This is a genomic window from Ruegeria sp. AB9 (assembly GCF_056542585.1).
In genome coordinates this window covers 670,090-684,657 of record NZ_JBQGAA010000001.1, presented here as the reverse complement: position 1 = coordinate 684,657, position 14,568 = coordinate 670,090, and the positions used below count along the sequence as shown (strand labels likewise).

At 57.1% G+C, this 14,568-nt stretch carries 17 protein-coding genes and 1 other RNA gene; 11 read left to right on the top strand and 7 right to left on the bottom strand.

What is annotated here, in order from left to right; all coding sequences use genetic code 11:
* Nucleotides 1–13: 13 nt before the first annotated feature.
* Complete coding sequence (locus tag ACR0K5_RS03505) at nucleotides 14–637, top strand: N-acetylmuramoyl-L-alanine amidase (protein WP_480628341.1); 624 nt, start codon at nucleotides 14–16, stop codon at nucleotides 635–637.
* Nucleotides 638–649: 12 nt separating this feature from the next.
* Nucleotides 650–1,043, top strand: an RNA gene (gene rnpB / locus ACR0K5_RS03500) — RNase P RNA component class A.
* Nucleotides 1,044–1,049: 6 nt separating this feature from the next.
* Here rnpB and ACR0K5_RS03495 read toward each other — a convergent pair.
* The 3 genes from ACR0K5_RS03495 to ACR0K5_RS03485 form a co-directional block, all read right to left on the bottom strand.
* Complete coding sequence (locus tag ACR0K5_RS03495; RefSeq protein ID WP_480628340.1) at nucleotides 1,050–1,382, bottom strand: GYD domain-containing protein; 333 nt, start codon at nucleotides 1,380–1,382, stop codon at nucleotides 1,050–1,052.
* A 66-nt stretch (nucleotides 1,383–1,448) separates the two neighbouring features.
* Nucleotides 1,449–2,285: a DUF2182 domain-containing protein gene (locus ACR0K5_RS03490; RefSeq protein WP_480628339.1), complete on the bottom strand. Its 837-nt coding sequence runs from the start codon at nucleotides 2,283–2,285 to the stop codon at nucleotides 1,449–1,451.
* Between the two features lie 19 nt (nucleotides 2,286–2,304).
* On the bottom strand, nucleotides 2,305–2,940 hold the full coding sequence (locus tag ACR0K5_RS03485) for a DUF1326 domain-containing protein (RefSeq protein ID WP_480628338.1): 636 nt from the start codon (nucleotides 2,938–2,940) through the stop codon (nucleotides 2,305–2,307).
* A 268-nt stretch (nucleotides 2,941–3,208) separates the two neighbouring features.
* On the opposite strand from ACR0K5_RS03485, the gene ACR0K5_RS03480 reads away from it, so the two are divergent.
* The 3 genes from ACR0K5_RS03480 (at nucleotide 3,209) to ACR0K5_RS03470 (ending at nucleotide 4,924) form a co-directional block, all read left to right on the top strand.
* Nucleotides 3,209–3,916 (top strand): DUF533 domain-containing protein, encoded by a 708-nt coding sequence (locus ACR0K5_RS03480; RefSeq protein WP_480628337.1) that lies wholly within the window; start codon nucleotides 3,209–3,211, stop codon nucleotides 3,914–3,916.
* A gap of 127 nt (nucleotides 3,917–4,043) precedes the next feature.
* Nucleotides 4,044–4,211 carry a 50S ribosomal protein L33 gene (rpmG, locus tag ACR0K5_RS03475; RefSeq protein WP_037309480.1) on the top strand — a complete coding sequence of 56 codons (168 nt, stop codon included), beginning with the start codon at nucleotides 4,044–4,046 and terminating at the stop codon, nucleotides 4,209–4,211.
* A 206-nt stretch (nucleotides 4,212–4,417) separates the two neighbouring features.
* Complete coding sequence (locus ACR0K5_RS03470; protein WP_480628336.1) at nucleotides 4,418–4,924, top strand: hypothetical protein; 507 nt, start codon at nucleotides 4,418–4,420, stop codon at nucleotides 4,922–4,924.
* A gap of 135 nt (nucleotides 4,925–5,059) precedes the next feature.
* Here ACR0K5_RS03470 and ACR0K5_RS03465 read toward each other — a convergent pair whose 3' ends face one another.
* Together ACR0K5_RS03465 and ACR0K5_RS03460 are read right to left on the bottom strand one after the other, a co-directional pair.
* Nucleotides 5,060–5,839, bottom strand: a complete 780-nt coding sequence (locus tag ACR0K5_RS03465) for a Bax inhibitor-1/YccA family protein (RefSeq protein ID WP_480628335.1) — start codon at nucleotides 5,837–5,839, stop codon at nucleotides 5,060–5,062.
* Between the two features lie 184 nt (nucleotides 5,840–6,023).
* Entirely contained in the window at nucleotides 6,024–6,233 is a 210-nt protein-coding gene (locus ACR0K5_RS03460) for a DUF1127 domain-containing protein (protein WP_480628334.1), read from the bottom strand.
* A gap of 124 nt (nucleotides 6,234–6,357) precedes the next feature.
* Here ACR0K5_RS03460 and ACR0K5_RS03455 point away from each other — a divergent pair, with 124 nt between their 5' ends.
* On the top strand, nucleotides 6,358–7,239 hold the full coding sequence (locus ACR0K5_RS03455) for a LysR family transcriptional regulator (protein ID WP_480628333.1): 882 nt from the start codon (nucleotides 6,358–6,360) through the stop codon (nucleotides 7,237–7,239).
* A 6-nt stretch (nucleotides 7,240–7,245) separates the two neighbouring features.
* Here ACR0K5_RS03455 and ACR0K5_RS03450 read toward each other — a convergent pair whose 3' ends face one another.
* On the bottom strand, nucleotides 7,246–8,202 hold the full coding sequence (locus ACR0K5_RS03450) for an NADPH:quinone oxidoreductase family protein (protein WP_480628750.1): 957 nt from the start codon (nucleotides 8,200–8,202) through the stop codon (nucleotides 7,246–7,248).
* 341 nt (nucleotides 8,203–8,543) lie between these two features.
* Between ACR0K5_RS03450 and ACR0K5_RS03445 the strand changes: the two genes are divergently transcribed.
* The 3 genes from ACR0K5_RS03445 (at nucleotide 8,544) to ACR0K5_RS03435 (ending at nucleotide 11,196) form a co-directional block, all read left to right on the top strand.
* The gene (locus ACR0K5_RS03445) at nucleotides 8,544–8,915 is read left to right on the top strand and encodes a helix-turn-helix domain-containing protein (RefSeq protein WP_170588513.1); all 372 of its coding nucleotides are present in this window, start codon (nucleotides 8,544–8,546) and stop codon (nucleotides 8,913–8,915) included.
* Nucleotides 8,916–8,955: 40 nt separating this feature from the next.
* The gene (gene hisN, locus ACR0K5_RS03440) at nucleotides 8,956–9,747 is read left to right on the top strand and encodes a histidinol-phosphatase (protein ID WP_480628332.1); all 792 of its coding nucleotides are present in this window, start codon (nucleotides 8,956–8,958) and stop codon (nucleotides 9,745–9,747) included.
* Between the two features lie 114 nt (nucleotides 9,748–9,861).
* Nucleotides 9,862–11,196 carry an 8-oxoguanine deaminase gene (locus ACR0K5_RS03435; protein WP_480628331.1) on the top strand — a complete coding sequence of 445 codons (1,335 nt, stop codon included), beginning with the start codon at nucleotides 9,862–9,864 and terminating at the stop codon, nucleotides 11,194–11,196.
* Here the strand turns inward: ACR0K5_RS03435 and guaD are convergent.
* Complete coding sequence (gene guaD, locus ACR0K5_RS03430) at nucleotides 11,193–12,479, bottom strand: guanine deaminase (RefSeq protein WP_480628330.1); 1,287 nt, start codon at nucleotides 12,477–12,479, stop codon at nucleotides 11,193–11,195. The genes ACR0K5_RS03435 and guaD overlap by 4 nt on opposite strands.
* Before the next feature lie 139 nt (nucleotides 12,480–12,618).
* On the opposite strand from guaD, the gene mgtE reads away from it, so the two are divergent.
* Together mgtE and ACR0K5_RS03420 are read left to right on the top strand one after the other, a co-directional pair.
* Complete coding sequence (gene mgtE / locus ACR0K5_RS03425; protein WP_480628329.1) at nucleotides 12,619–14,013, top strand: magnesium transporter; 1,395 nt, start codon at nucleotides 12,619–12,621, stop codon at nucleotides 14,011–14,013.
* On the top strand, nucleotides 14,010–14,567 hold the full coding sequence (locus ACR0K5_RS03420; protein ID WP_480628328.1) for a 5-formyltetrahydrofolate cyclo-ligase: 558 nt from the start codon (nucleotides 14,010–14,012) through the stop codon (nucleotides 14,565–14,567). Before mgtE ends, ACR0K5_RS03420 begins: the two co-directional genes overlap by 4 nt.
* Nucleotide 14,568 lies beyond the last annotated feature (1 nt).

Here is a 14,568-nt window from a genome sequence, read left to right as displayed (position 1 = left end):
CCATTACACGGCGATGGATACTGCGAAAGCAGCATTGGATCGCTTGTGCGATCCGGCTTCTGAGGTTTCGGCGCATTACCTGATTGGTGGTGATGGCACCCTTTGGCAAATGGTGCATGAAGAAGACCGCGCCTGGCACGCTGGGGCAGGGGAGTGGGATGGCAAGGACGACATCAACTCGCGCTCGGTGGGGATCGAACTGGACAATCGCGGTGATCACCCATTTTCAGAACCACAGATGGTTATTCTTGAGACTCTGCTTGGGGACATTTTGGCGCGATGGGAAATCGCACCCGAAGCGGTTATCGGCCATTCGGACATGGCTCCGGGTCGAAAAAAAGACCCGGGTTGGAAGTTTGACTGGCAGAGATTGGCGCGTGCAGGACTGTCAGTTTGGCCAGAGGTCAGTGCAGCGAAGGCTGAAAAGGGCTTTGCAACACCTGAGCGACTAAGGGAATTTGGCTGCGATCTGGCCCGTTTTGGCTACAGTGTAGATGAATTGCCGTCTCTGTCGGTGCTCGATGCATTTTGCCAGAGGTTTGCACCGGCATTCCGGGGGTTCGGACCGGATAAACTGGCAATGGCGCGTGAGCTTGGCTCTCGTTTTGGCGTTGACCGATGGAATGATGACGAATAATTGGGTCTTCGCGCGGAGGGTCGGATGGCCGCTGGGGTCGCTAGGCCCGAGAGGAAAGTCCGGACTCCACAAGGCAACGGTGCCGGGTAACGCCCGGGCGGGGAAACCCGACGGAAAGCGCCACAGAAATCAGACCGCCGCATTCGTGCGGTAAGGGTGAAACGGTGGGGTAAGAGCCCACCGCGCCGCTGGCAACAGTGGCGGCACGGCAAGCCCCACCGGGAGCAATGCCAAATAGGGTCCCCGCGCGGGATGGTCGGCGTCTGCCGATACCACCGCTAAGCGCGTCTTGGCCGAGAGGGACCGGGTTGGCAGCTTGAGCCGTGCAGCAATGCACGGTCTAGAGGAATGGTCATCGAAGGGGGCAACCCCGGAACAAGATCCGGCTTACAGGCCCTCCGCGCGTAATTCCTTATCCTCCGGGCGGTGTGTACGCCCCTGTCAACTTCGCGGCTTTCTCTGCGACCGAGGTAAACTCGTCCGCGGTCCAGGCACGAACCGTCTCTATGTCGCTTACCGCGCCCGATGCCGCGACAGCCATGCCTACGGCCACAGCATCCGTTCCATCCGGTGCTTCGCTGATCACGACGACGTCGTTGCTGCCGGTCGTCATATAGAAGGACAGCAGCCTGCCGCCGACTTTTTCCAGCAAAGCCTTCACCGGACCGGTGCGATTTTCGGGTTTTTGCAGCATGCCTTTGACGCCAGTCTGCGAATAAGATGCGTAAGTAATGAAAATAGGCATTGGTACCTCCGTTTTTATCAAATCCTTGCTGGGTCTTTCAGTCAGCCGACCCCGGGCCGATTAAAATCAGGTGCCAGAAAACAACGGTGCGGTGATAAACCAAAGACCTGCGCTGATCAGGGCTACGCCTGTCACCGGAACAAGCCAACGGGCGCTGGGCAAGAGCTTTTCCAGCGCGACATAAGCGGCAATGCCCGCGATCCAATACAGGTTCATGATCCCTCCCACGAACAGCAACAGCATCAGGGCCCAGCAGCACCCCAGGCAATACGTGCCGTGCATGGCACCAGTTCGGAACGCACCGAATATTCCGGGTTGGTTGTGATCCGCCAAGAATCGTACGGGGCTCTGGCAGTGGCGTAGGCATGCGTTCTTAAAACCTGAAAACTGATAGGAACCCGCAGCCAGCAGAACACTCCCTGCGAAGACTCCGGAGTTGATCGTCATCATCGGTCCGTCTGACAGCCCAATATATTCCAACCCCCATTGCAGCGCAGTTGCAGCCAGGCTGAACACGCCCCAGGCAACCAAATAACCTGTCAGGAAGCACAGGCTGAACGTTGCCGTGCGGTCCTTTTCAGGTCCCATCCGCTTGATCGCGGCGAACAGAAGAACGGCAGGTGCAGCGCTCGGGGTCATCATGGCGATCATCATGACCCACCACATCAGAAAGATAAGCAAGGCAAAGCTTGCGCTCCAGGCGGACCCAGAGCCCATTTGCATGGGCTGTCCGATCGGGCCGGCCATGCGGGTCATCTCGACCGCTGACATGTTCATTCCGATGCCCGCCACTGTGTACCAGATAGCCGCAAGAAAAATCAGCAGGACACTTCCCAGAACAATCGCATTGTCCTGTCTCAGCAACCGCTCAACCGCACCGGCCTGGGGCGATATGTTCTGCATGGCCACAAGAAGTCTCCGCCTAAGCGCCCAGAACGCCGTGGCCCGAGATATTCAGATGTGCCAGATGCGCGTGAGTCGCGTCGAAGGTCAGACTGATCTGACCGCCCGTTGTTTTAGCCGTGCCCGATGCAGCCTCGGCGTGGCGGTATTCAAAACCATTCGGCAGTTGAATCGATGCGCGGTGAGGCGCACCCGATACGATATGTGGGATCGGATTGACCTTGACATCGAAGACCCCGGCAACCTTGGCGTACCCGCTCCGCTCTTCACGATTCCAATCCAGTTCGATCGGAACATAAAGCGTTTCATGTTTTGTTGGTGACATTGCGCTGAAGACGTACCACATGGTTGCCATTTCGTCGGTGTCTTCGCCCGTCATGATGGCCTGAAGCGCGGCCCGTTGATCGGTTGTAGCGCTTTCATCGATGATCAGCTGCATCTGACCATTGCCTTCATGGATTGGTCCTGGCCAATAATAGACGCCGGCTGCCCGAACTCCGGACAGATCTGTATCGCCGTAGTGGCCGCTTTGGATGTCGAATACGACAACCGCCTCGCAGTTGCCGTGAGACGGAAGCACGCTGAACTGACACGGGCAACCGAAATTGCAATTGCAATTGGCCAGTTCCTCGGCCTGAATAACCCATTCTGTCATGATAGCCCCCCAAGAAAAATCGTGCAAAACAACCCTGCTCGTTGCGGGTAGAGCCCGTTCGCGCTGCCTCTGCCTTCGAGCCTGAATTCGACTTCTTGGATGCGCGAACCTATCACGAATCCGTGATATGTACAAACATGATGGTGAATTGCACGCCTTCGCCAGACGTTATCAGGAACGTCAATCGCGCAGGGGTTGAACACGGTATTCGTGTTTACATTCGGCTGTTAGACTTGCGGCACGAATTTGAAGAACCGGGAGGTTAGTTATGAGCTTTATGAAAACCCTTGCGTCGGTGGCTATCGGTTTTGCTGCGGCCAAAGGCATGGATAAGTATCAGAAGATGGGCGGAATGGCTGGCCTGCAGGACATGATGCAGGGCGCAGGCGGCGGTTTTGGCATCGACCAGCTGGGCAAAATGGCCGAGCAATTCGGCCTACCCGGTGGCGCGACAGGCCTGCAGGACATGATAGGTAAAATGGGGTTGGGCGGCACGGCCGCTGGTGCCGCTGGTCTGGGCGGGTTGTTGAACGCCATGCAAGGTGCCGCGAAAACGGGAAGCCAACAAACAACTGACATGATGGACGCTGTATTTGGTGGAACGCCAGCAGGTGCCGCGATGGAAGCTCAGGCCAAACTGATGCTGCGGGCGATGATCCAGGCAGCCAAAGCAGATGGTGAGCTGGATGAGCAGGAAAAGGAAACGATCCTGGGCGAACTGGGCGAGGACATCAGCGATGAAGAACGCGCCTTTGTTCAGGAACAACTGAACGCTCCGATAGATGTGATGGGGCTGGCGGCTGATTCTGGTGCCCCGCTAGGCGCGCAGGTTTATGCAACATCTCTGGCCGCGATCCGTCTGGATAACACGCGCGAGGCATCTTATCTGCGGCAATTGTCCACCGCATTGGGCCTTTCAGACGCAGAAAGAGACCAGATTCACACGTATATGGGTGCTCCAACCCTGCCTGGTTGAACCTGCACCCAATTCCTGAACCGGTATCATCCGATTGGTCTTGACATAGGCGGTGCAGCGCGTAAAAGCGCACGCTCATAGGAATTCAACCGAAAGGCCCCTGCCTTTCCGGACGCAGGAGATAACCATGGCGAAGCCGACGACAATCAAGATCCGTCTGAACTCGACCGCGGGCACGGGCCACTTCTACGTGACCAAAAAGAACGCGCGCACCATGACTGAGAAAATGACCATTCGTAAATACGATCCGGTCGTTCGCAAGCATGTCGAGTACAAGGAAGGCAAGATCAAGTAATCTGCCGTTCCATATGGACATTCTGAAAAGGGCTCTGTTTGACAGAGCCCTTTTTAAATTCTTGATCCTGTTATCCGACGGGTGGCAGCCTGCGGTGTCCGTTGCAGTGGCGCATCAGCGTTTGGTGTAATCGCATCTCCGGCGGCTTGCTTTTTGTGGTGACCTGCAAGTACGCTTCAGCAAAACGCCACAAAATGTTGACCGCCATGAAAAAAATCTTGTTGTCCACAATAGCCGTTCTGACCCTGGCGGCTTGTGAAGACCCATTTAACCGCGAAGGTGTCGGGTTTACTGGAATCGATGGCGAACCGCGCACGGTTTCAGACGTGCCCGGAGCTGTTTCCTTTCTACCAGATGCGACCAACGTTCCTGCAGAGCTGGCAGAATTGCGGGCAGTCACATTGTTGGTTGACGAGGTAGATCCTTCCAAGGTGGCATCGGTTGCCATCGACAATGGCGGGCGGACGCCGAACAATGCGGTTCAACTGCAAGGCAGTGACACGAACCTGTTCCTCAGCACTGTTAGTGTCAACGGGACTTTGTTCGGTGTACTGCGAACGCCCACCGATAGCGTAAAGGTGGACAATTCGATTGGCGTCGGTTTTGCAGAAGAGACCGAGCGCTTCACCGGTTGCCTGCCAGCGGGTGATGTTTTCCGCAAAGGAACGTCCGAAAAGAGTTCCGGCTTTGCCATACCGCTCAACTGCAGCTAGGCAGTCATTTTTTCCAGCAATAAAAAGCCCCGCCTAATCAGCGGGGTTTTACATTTTGGGGCAACAGAATTTTGGTGTGCAAAGAAAAGGGCCGGTCAGTGACCGGCCCCGAACCAATTCATATACCGCGAAGGCCTATTCTTGCTGCCCCATGAACATCAGCAGGAACTGGAACATGTTCAGGAACGAGATGTACAGGCTCAGCGCGCCGTCAAAGGCCGCTTTGTCCAGCCATTCCTGATCGCCATGCGCGGCATGGGCGACGTAGGTGTTCTTGATGTCCTGCGTGTAGAACGCGGTCAGGCCGGCGAAGATCAGGATGCCGATGGCCGAAATGGCCAGCATCATAACGCCAGACTGCAGGAACAGGTTGATGATCATCGCAACCAGCAGACCGATCACGCCCATCATCAGGAAGGTGCCCATTCCGCTGAGATTACGCTTGGTGGTATACCCGTACAGGCTCAGCCCAGCAAAGGCGATCGAGGTCACCAGAAAGGTCTGAGCAATCGAATACGGCGTGAAGACCATGAAGATCGAGCTCATCGAGACGCCCATCACGGCCGCAAAGGCGAAGAAGCCAAGCTGAACAGTCGCGGCCGAGCCACGGCGCATCAGGGCGCCCCAGCCAAAGAAGATAAAGGCCAGCGGTGCGAACATGACCACCCACTTCAGTGGCGACAGGAACAGCGCGCCACCCAGGCTTGTCAGATAGCGATCTGCGCCGATCTGTGCGACCGCGTTGGTCGGATCGCTGGTGACAGCCAGACCGGCAATGGCCCATGCCGCCAATGCAGTGATCAGCATGCCAACGGACATTGTGCCGTATACTTTGTTCATATGGGCGCGCAGGCCCTGATCAATCTCGGCGGCGCGCGCGCCGGATACCGTCCGGATCGTGTCGAATTGTGCCATCAAAGGGTCTCCCTATTCGTCAAGTTAGATCGCCCCGGCTGAGCGGGGCGGTTTTCTCTCTAAATATCGGCAACTAGTGGCTGTGTTTCAAGAGATTCCGACCGAAAACCGACTAAAACACGCAACAAAAATAGCGACAGGCGACTGAAGGTCACCTATCGCCTTAAAATTATAAGTTTCACAGTTATCTTTTCCAGAATTGAGGTGCATCCCAGAAATAGCGTTCTGCCTCTGCAGATGCTTCTTCTCGGGTCACCCCGATATCTTCAAGCATGGCGCTGTCCAGTTGTGCCAGCTTGCGCCGCTGTTTAGACAGCTCGAACGCTTGAGAAATCCGTGAAACCAAAGATCGTTTGGCTGGTTTGCAAGGGTGATGGATTGCGAGTTGGGTCATAACTTGTCCTTTCTGCTTTCCCGATGGTTTCGCCAGTTATCATCAATTTCCTTGATTGATATGGGGGAGTGTGACATATTTTGAAAACGAATATTTTTGATGGAACGCATAAGGAATCGTGAAGATGCGAAATTTGGACATTACCACCCTGCGATCCTTTGTAGCGGTTGCGGATCAGGGCGGCGTCACGCGCGCCGCCGGATTTTTGCACCTGACGCAATCTGCTGTTTCTATGCAATTGAAGCGGCTCGAGGAGCTGCTGGGCCTGGAGTTGCTGGATCGCAGCGGCAGAACAATTGCCCTTACGGCATCCGGTGAGCAACTGTTGGCTTACGCGCGCCGCATGATTGCCCTGAATGACGAGGTAATCTCAAAACTCACCGACCAGGCGTTTGAGGGCGAGGTGGTTCTGGGCGTTCCACATGACATAGTCTACCCCGCGATCCCGCGGGTTCTGCAGCGGTTCAATGCTGATTTCCCGCGTGTCAGGGTGCAGTTGGTGTCATCTTATTCACTGCAATTGAAAGACATGTACAAGCGCGGCGAATGTGATGTGATCCTGACGACAGAACCATCTTCGACCGATGGTGCAGAGACCATTGCAGAACTTCCGTTGCGCTGGATTGGCGCTCCGGGCGGATCTTCATGGCGTAAGCGTCCGTTGCCTCTGGCGCTTGGACGTCGCTGTCTGTTCAGGCCTCAGGTCATTTCAGCGCTGGATGCTGCCGGAATACCGTGGGAGCTGTCGGTGGAAACCGAAAACGACCGCACAATTGAAGCCACGGTCAGTGCCGATCTTGCAGTTCACGCAATGCTGGATGGGACCGAGGCCGCGCATCTTGAACAGATCGACTCGGGTGGTGCTCTGCCGGATTTGCCTGCGCATATGATCAACCTTTATGGTGGGGAGCCGGGCCGGGATGCGGTTGTCGAGGCTCTGGCCCAGTTGGTGCGTCAGAACTTCAGGTTGCTGGGTGGTACGCAGTTGCGGGCAGTAGTTGGGTGATCGCGATCAGGGGGTGATCACGATCTTGCCTGTCGATCTACGCTCTTTCAGCAGCTGCATTCCGTGTGCGGCTTCTTCAAGTGGCAGGACATGACTGATGTGCGGTTTGATCCGGCCTTCTGAATGCCATTTGAACAGGGTGTCGAAACTGTTGCGCACAGCTTCGGGGCGAAACTTCAGATACCCGCCGATATACACCCCGATAACAGTCAGGTTTTTGACCAGCAGATGATTGGCTGGGATCTGCGGGACGTCGCCCCCGGCGAATCCAATGGGCAGCAAGCGTCCTTCGGGATTTGTCGCGCGGAAAGCGGCCTTGAACACTTCCCCGCCGATTGCGTCATAGACGACGTCCGCGCCCCCCAGCGATATGACCCGATCACGGAGGTTTTCCGAGGCATCGATCAGATGATCCGCCCCCGCGGCGCGGGCAACGGCGAGCTTGTCATCGCCACGTGCCTGCGCGATGACCGTAGCGCCCATCAGTTTTCCGATCTCGACAGCAGTCAGGCCTACACCACCTGCGGCACCTGTGACCAGAAGAGTTTCGCCAGGTTGCAAGCGCGCCCTGTGATCAAGGGCCATGTGGCTTGTGCCATATGCGATCTGGATGGCGGCTGCATCTTCGAATCTGGTGGAGTCCGGCAGCGGGATCGCGCGGTCCGCATCGAACACGCCGTATTCTGCCAACCCACCCTGACCTGAATAAACCGCAATCCGGTCTCCGGGTCTCAGAGTTGAAACGCCGGGTCCGACCGTATCCACGACACCGGCAATCTCCATGCCCAATGTGAATGGGGCAGGGGGGGTGTCTTGATACGTACCCTTCTGCATCAGCAGATCGGCAAAGTTCAGGCCACATGCTTTTATCGCGACCCGCACCTGGCCTTTCCCCGGCTCTGGTATGTTCACGTCACAAAGCTGGGCGGACGCCCCGTCGGATGGAATGCAATAGGCCCGCATACGGCTCCTCATCTGTTTCGGGCATAGGCGCGTGTGCTGTCAGAAAAGTCAATTCATTTGCTGAGGCGGGTGAAAACGACCAGAGTTTCGGGGCGCGGACTCGAGTTGCAGGTAAAAAGGTTTGTAAAGACTCAAGGCAATACAACCACAAATCCCTGTAATGGGTATTTGACTCAACCTTCTTGAAAAAAAACTCAAAACAGGCATTATAAACAATCAGTGCTGTAAACGGGGGGCGGTACAGTCCGAATTAGGGAGCGGTTAAGGGGAGCTCTCTAAAATTGCGATATCGGACGTCGCGAAATCCCGTACAGATGTTTGTGTAGTATAGGAGAATACCAATGACTCATCACGTCGATGTCCATGTGGGCAAGCGCGTTCGGCATCGCCGCTGGCTGATTGGCATGACCCAGCAGCAGTTGGCGCAGCAAGTTGGTATCAAGTTTCAGCAAATCCAGAAATATGAGACCGGTGCCAACCGAATCAGTGCATCCCGCCTTTGGGACATCGCCGAGGCATTGGATGTACCTGTCAGCTTTTTCTTCGAAGGTCTGGAAGAAACCCAGAAAAGCGATGCGGACAAGAAATCTGTTCCTGCTGATCTGATGGGTGACAAAGAAGCTTTGGATCTGGTGCGCTCTTACTATGCGATTCCGGAAAACCAGCGTCGCCGCCTGTTTGAGCTGGCGCGGGTTCTCAGCGACGTCGCCTGACTGACTTGACATTGTCGCGGATTGCTCGCACCTCAGGGCCATGCAACCGACGACACTGAGCGACATTGAAATTGCCGAAGAAATGGCCGAAGCAGCGCGCGCGGCCATACTTCCTTTCTTTCGTCAAACAAATCTTGAAACTTCCAACAAGCTGGTCGACGGGTTTGACCCGGTCACAGTGGCTGATCGCGCCGCAGAACAGGCGATGCGAGAGGTTCTGGCGCGGAAGCGCCCGGATGACGGTATTCTGGGCGAAGAGTTCGGTGAGCATAAGGGCACTAGTGGCCGCACTTGGGTATTGGACCCCATCGATGGGACCCGCGGGTTTATCAGTGGCACACCAACCTGGGGGATTCTGATTGCGCTGAGCGATCAGGATGGGCCGTTTATCGGGGTGATCGATCAGCCTTATATCGGAGAGCGCTTTGTTGGATCGCCTTTTGGGGCTCAACTGACCGGTCCACTGGGCACCAGCAAAATGCAAACGCGCGATACCAAGACACTTGATCAAGCCACTCTGTTCACCACATTTCCCGAGGTCGGCACCCCGAAGGACCAGGCAGGGTTTCAGGCCGTCTCCAGGCAGGTGCAACTGACGCGCTATGGAATGGATTGCTACGCCTATGCGCTTCTTGCCGCCGGGCAGGCGGATTTGGTGATAGAGGCGGGCTTGAATTCATATGACATTCAGGCGCCCATCGCCGTAATACAGGCGGCCGGAGGGATTGTGACCGATTGGCAGGGCGGCCCGGCGCATGAAGGTGGTCGGGCCTTAGCTGCGGCAAATGCGGACCTTCACGCCGCAGCGCTTCAGATATTGCGCCAATTCTGAATTTTGTTGCCGTGCACGCCCATGGCGGCTACACCGACTATAGCCGGTTCTTGAGCCCGTTTTCCGCCGGCCCGCGCTCTCCTTGCATGAAACGGGCAGATGCAGGAGCGCGATATGACAGAAACCTTACTCAAGAACGCCGATCTGATCCTGACGATGAACGATTCCCGGCAGGAATTGTCCCAAGCGGACATTCTGGTCCGCAACGGGCAAATTGCGCAGATCGGGCAGGGGTTGCAGACTCAAGGTGAGGTTCACGACGCCAAGGGCTGTCTGGTGACGCCCGGCCTTGTGAACACCCATCACCACCTCTATCAAACGCTGACCCGCGCAGTTCCGGGCGGGCAGGACGCTTTGCTGTTTGGATGGCTAAAAACTCTCTATCCGATTTGGTCGCGGTTCGGACCGGAAGAGATGTTCACCTCGGCCCAGATCGGCTTAGCGGAACTGGCGCTGTCGGGGTGCACACTCAGTTCCGATCACCTCTACCTCTATCCCAATGGCGCACGGCTGGAGGACACGATTGCTGCCGCGTCCGAACTGGGGATGCGGTTCCATCCGACGCGCGGTGCGATGAGCATTGGTGAAAGTGACGGAGGCCTGCCGCCGGACAGTCTGGTGGAAAAGGAAACTACCATTCTGGACGACATGATCCGAGTTGTTGACGCATTCCATGACCCGTCAGAAGGGTCGATGTGCCGCGTTGGCCTTGCCCCGTGTTCGCCGTTTTCCGTCAGCCGGGATCTTATGCGCGATGCCGCATTGCTGGCTCGGGACAAGGTTGTGATGCTGCATACCCACCTAGCCGAAAATGACGAGGATATCGCCTATTCGCAGGCGCAGTTCGGGTGTCGCCCCGGTCAGTATGTTGAGGATTTGGGCTGGACAGGTCCGGATGTCTGGCACGCGCATTGTGTCAAGCTGGACGGGTCCGAGATAGATTTGTTTTCTCGCACAAAAACCGGTGTCGCTCATTGTCCTTGTTCAAATTGTCGTCTGGGTTCGGGCATTGCGCCGGTACGAGCGATGCGGGATGCAGGTGTAAAGGTTGGTCTTGGAGCGGACGGTTCGGCCAGCAACGACAATGGCAACCTGATGCTTGAAGCCCGGCAGGCGATGCTGCTGCAACGGGTGACCAATGGTGCCGATGCCATGTCAGCCCGCGAAGCGTTGGAGATTGCGACGCGCGGCGGAGCCGATGTGTTGGGGCGTCCCGATTGCGGACGGCTTATGCCCGGAAAGCGCGCGGATATCGCGGTGTGGGATACGCGCTGCATCGAAAGTGCCGGTAGTTGGGATCCGGCGGCCTTGCTTCTGGCGGGGCCCATGACGGTGAAACATCTGTTTGTTGAAGGCCGTCAGGTCGTGCGTGATGGACAGATCACAACGATTGATCTGCCGCGCGTGATTGAACGTCAAAATACGCTTGCCCGGGCGTTGCAGGATTAAACCGCCTGCCGCCCGCCGATCCAAACCTCGGTCACAGCCCGATCATCGCCCATCATGATGGTCGGGAAAGTCGCCTCCCAAATGTCCTCGGCATGGGCCTCGCGCTGAGCGATGGCAGGAGTCGAGGCGAGGTCGAGCACAACCAGATCTGCCTCCATCCCAGGGGCGATATTGCCGATGCAATCGTCCATCCGCAGGCTCCGCGCCGATCCGACGGTGCCCAGCCACAGCAATTGCGCAGGGTGCAGCGGTTGCCCCCGCAATTGCCCGATTTCATAGGCGGACGCCATGGTGCGCAGCATCGAAAAGCTGGACCCGCCGCCGGTATCTGTGGCCAGGCCGATCCTGTGGCCATCATGGATCAGCCCATTCATGTCAAACAGACCAGACCCGATGAAGGTGTTGGACGTAGGGCAATGGATGAGGGATGCATCGACCTCGCGCAGTCGATCCCGTTCCCTGTCTTCCAGATGGATGGCATGCCCATACAGGCCGTTCTGCCCCAGCAACCCGAATTTCTCGTAGGTGTCCAGATAATCCCGTGCCTCGGGGAACAAAGACCGGACCCATTCGATTTCGTCCGTTTGCTCGCTCAGATGGGTTTGCATCAGGCAATGCGGATGCTCGGCCCAGAGCGCGCCCATCGCCTCAAGCTGTTCCGGGGTTGAGGTCGGCGAAAAGCGCGGAGTGATGGCGTAGGATAACCGGTCGATACGATGCCATTTCTCAAGCAGGGCAGCCGATTGGTCATAAGCCGTCTGTGCGGTGTCGCACAGGCCCTCGGGCGCAATGCGGTCCATACAGGTCTTGCCCGCGACCACACGCTGCCCGCGTTGTTGCGCTGCGGCAAAGAACGCATCCACGCTTTCGGGATGGATTGTGCAAAAGCTGCACATGGTTGTCGTTCCGTGCGCGGTGGTCAGATCCAGATAGCGATTGGCGATTTCACTTGCATAGTCGGGATCGCCAAACTTCATCTCTTCCGGGAAGGTATAGGTGTTCAGCCAGTCGATCAGCCGCTTGCCCCAACTGGCAATCATCGCTGTCTGCGGGTAATGCACATGCGGGTCAACAAAACCAGCCATGATCAAGCGTTTACCGTGATCCTTTGCAACCGCGTCAGGATGGGCATGGGCCAGCACATCAACTCTGCCGACATCGGCAATTCGGCCGTCTTCGATTACAACCGCTTCGTCCAGCCGGGTGGCCTCGGTCGGCTTTCCTTCAAACGGCGAGCCCGTGAAACTCAGAACGCGCCCTTTCAAAAGCGTCTTTTGCGCCATTTGCCCTGTTCTCCACCTGTTTGGAACTGCGCACCAGCATAGTCGGGTGAAAGAAGTGGGTAAATCGGCGCATTGTCATTGTTTTCCGGTAGCTGCTTCTTCTATTTAGAAGCCAATCGCCGAAAAAAGGGGGCAGCGCATGACGACAGGCAGTGACGAAGTCGGACACGATCAGCCCCGGGACGAGGACGCCTACGCGCTGGATCCCAAGACTGTGGTGGCGATCCTGTATGCAGTAGACGTTGACGACCGTGACAAGCTGATCGAACTGATGGAGCCGCTTCACGCTGCCGACATCGCCGACCTGCTGGAACAGATCAACCCCTATGACCGTGCGCGACTGATCCGCCTTTACGACAAGGAATTCGACGGCGACATCCTGTCTGAACTCGATGAGGCGATCCGGGAAGAGATCATTGGCGTTCTGAAACCCGACGTTCTGGCGGAAGCCGTGCGTGAGATGGAAAGCGATGACGTCGTCGACCTGCTGGAAGATCTTGAGGAACCGCAGCAGGAAACCATTCTGGACGCGCTGGAAGATTCCGAGCGGCTCGCCGCCGAACAGGCGTTGTCCTACCCTGAAAACTCGGCTGGTCGTCTCATGCAGCGCGAAGTCGTCATGGCGCCCGAGCATTGGACCGTTGGGCAAGCCATTGATTTCATGCGCGCCAATGACGATTTGCCCGAGCAGTTCTATCACGTCGTTCTGGTTGATCCGCGCCTGAAACCGGTGGCGCAGGTGACGTTGGGCAAGCTGATGGCAGCACGGCGTGAGGTGCCGCTGCATGATCTGACCGAAGAGGAGTTTCACATCATCCCCGTCGATCAGGATGAGGAAGACGTGGCCTATGCCTTTAACCAGTACCACCTGATCTCAGCCCCGGTTGTAGATGCGGACGGTCGTCTGGTTGGTGTTATCACCATTGACGATGCCATGGTGGTTCTTGATGAAGAGCATGAAGAAGACATCCTGCGTCTTGCCGGTGTGAGCGACGAAAGCTCTTTGTCCGACAGTGTGGCCGCCACCAGCCGCCGACGATTGCCGTGGCTGGCGGTGAACCTGTGCACGGCAATTTGTGCCTCACTGGTGATTTCGCAGTTCGAGGCGGCGATCGATCAGTTGGTCGCGCTGGCCATCCTGATGCCGATTGTGGCTTCGATGGGGGGCAATGCGGGCACGCAATCGCTGACGGTTGCCGTGCGCGCACTGGCAACGCGCGACCTGACCGATGCAAACGTGATGCGGGTGATCCGGCGCGAATTGCTTGTCGGTATGCTCAACGGGCTGTGTTTTGCCATCGTGTTGGGAACCGTGGGGATGCTTTGGTTTGACTCTCCGCTGTTGGGTGTCGTGATCGGATCGGCCTTGGTCGTGAATATGATCATCGCTGGATTTGCAGGTACGGTAGTACCGGTCGTGCTGGACCGTTTGGGCATCGACCCAGCGCTGGCGTCGGGAACCTTTGTGACAACCACAACGGATGTCATGGGGTTCTTCATCTTTCTTGGGCTTGCCAGCGTGGTGCTACTGTGACCGACCTGACCGAAATCAAAGCCGCTGCACGCAAAGTGGCTTTTGCGCGCCGCAAGGCTGCATTTGATACCCGCCTGCCGGGTGCCGCAGGGCGTTTGTCCGAAGTTCTTGCCGGGCATCGTGGCGTGCCCATGTCGGGCTATATGCCGATCCGGACCGAGATCGACCCGCTTCCCGCAATGGCGGAGGCATCGGCTTATGGCCCGGTAGGGGTGCCTGTCATCCAAGCAGCTGGTCAGCCGCTGAAATTCTCTCGCTGGACACCCGAAGGTGCGCTCAAAGATGGTCCGTTTGGCGCCAAGGTGCCCGAGGTGGACGACTTTTTCGAACCCGAGATTCTGATCGTACCGCTGGTCGCATTCGATGCGAAAGGTGGGCGCCTGGGGTACGGCGGCGGGTTTTACGACCGGACGCTGGAAGGTCTGCGCGCCAAGCGACCAACGCTTGCCGTTGGCTTCGCCTTTGACGCGCAAGAGGCGCAGAATCTGCCGCTCGAGCCGACCGACCAATCGCTTGATATGGTCATAACGGAAAGCCGCGTGCTAAGTTTCTAGC

What these genes read in the sequence shown, in the direction of transcription:
- ACR0K5_RS03505 (WP_480628341.1), top strand. Translation starts at nt 14, where the DNA reads ATGGATACTGCGAAAGCAGCATTGGATCGCTTGTGCGATCCGGCTTCT.
- ACR0K5_RS03495 (WP_480628340.1), bottom strand. Translation starts at nt 1,382, where the DNA reads ATGCCTATTTTCATTACTTACGCATCTTATTCGCAGACTGGCGTCAAA.
- ACR0K5_RS03490 (WP_480628339.1), bottom strand. Translation starts at nt 2,285, where the DNA reads ATGCAGAACATATCGCCCCAGGCCGGTGCGGTTGAGCGGTTGCTGAGA.
- ACR0K5_RS03485 (WP_480628338.1), bottom strand. Translation starts at nt 2,940, where the DNA reads ATGACAGAATGGGTTATTCAGGCCGAGGAACTGGCCAATTGCAATTGC.
- ACR0K5_RS03480 (WP_480628337.1), top strand. Translation starts at nt 3,209, where the DNA reads ATGAGCTTTATGAAAACCCTTGCGTCGGTGGCTATCGGTTTTGCTGCG.
- rpmG (WP_037309480.1), top strand. Translation starts at nt 4,044, where the DNA reads ATGGCGAAGCCGACGACAATCAAGATCCGTCTGAACTCGACCGCGGGC.
- ACR0K5_RS03470 (WP_480628336.1), top strand. Translation starts at nt 4,418, where the DNA reads ATGAAAAAAATCTTGTTGTCCACAATAGCCGTTCTGACCCTGGCGGCT.
- ACR0K5_RS03465 (WP_480628335.1), bottom strand. Translation starts at nt 5,839, where the DNA reads ATGGCACAATTCGACACGATCCGGACGGTATCCGGCGCGCGCGCCGCC.
- ACR0K5_RS03460 (WP_480628334.1), bottom strand. Translation starts at nt 6,233, where the DNA reads ATGACCCAACTCGCAATCCATCACCCTTGCAAACCAGCCAAACGATCT.
- ACR0K5_RS03455 (WP_480628333.1), top strand. Translation starts at nt 6,358, where the DNA reads ATGCGAAATTTGGACATTACCACCCTGCGATCCTTTGTAGCGGTTGCG.
- ACR0K5_RS03450 (WP_480628750.1), bottom strand. Translation starts at nt 8,202, where the DNA reads ATGCGGGCCTATTGCATTCCATCCGACGGGGCGTCCGCCCAGCTTTGT.
- ACR0K5_RS03445 (WP_170588513.1), top strand. Translation starts at nt 8,544, where the DNA reads ATGACTCATCACGTCGATGTCCATGTGGGCAAGCGCGTTCGGCATCGC.
- hisN (WP_480628332.1), top strand. Translation starts at nt 8,956, where the DNA reads ATGCAACCGACGACACTGAGCGACATTGAAATTGCCGAAGAAATGGCC.
- ACR0K5_RS03435 (WP_480628331.1), top strand. Translation starts at nt 9,862, where the DNA reads ATGACAGAAACCTTACTCAAGAACGCCGATCTGATCCTGACGATGAAC.
- guaD (WP_480628330.1), bottom strand. Translation starts at nt 12,479, where the DNA reads ATGGCGCAAAAGACGCTTTTGAAAGGGCGCGTTCTGAGTTTCACGGGC.
- mgtE (WP_480628329.1), top strand. Translation starts at nt 12,619, where the DNA reads ATGACGACAGGCAGTGACGAAGTCGGACACGATCAGCCCCGGGACGAG.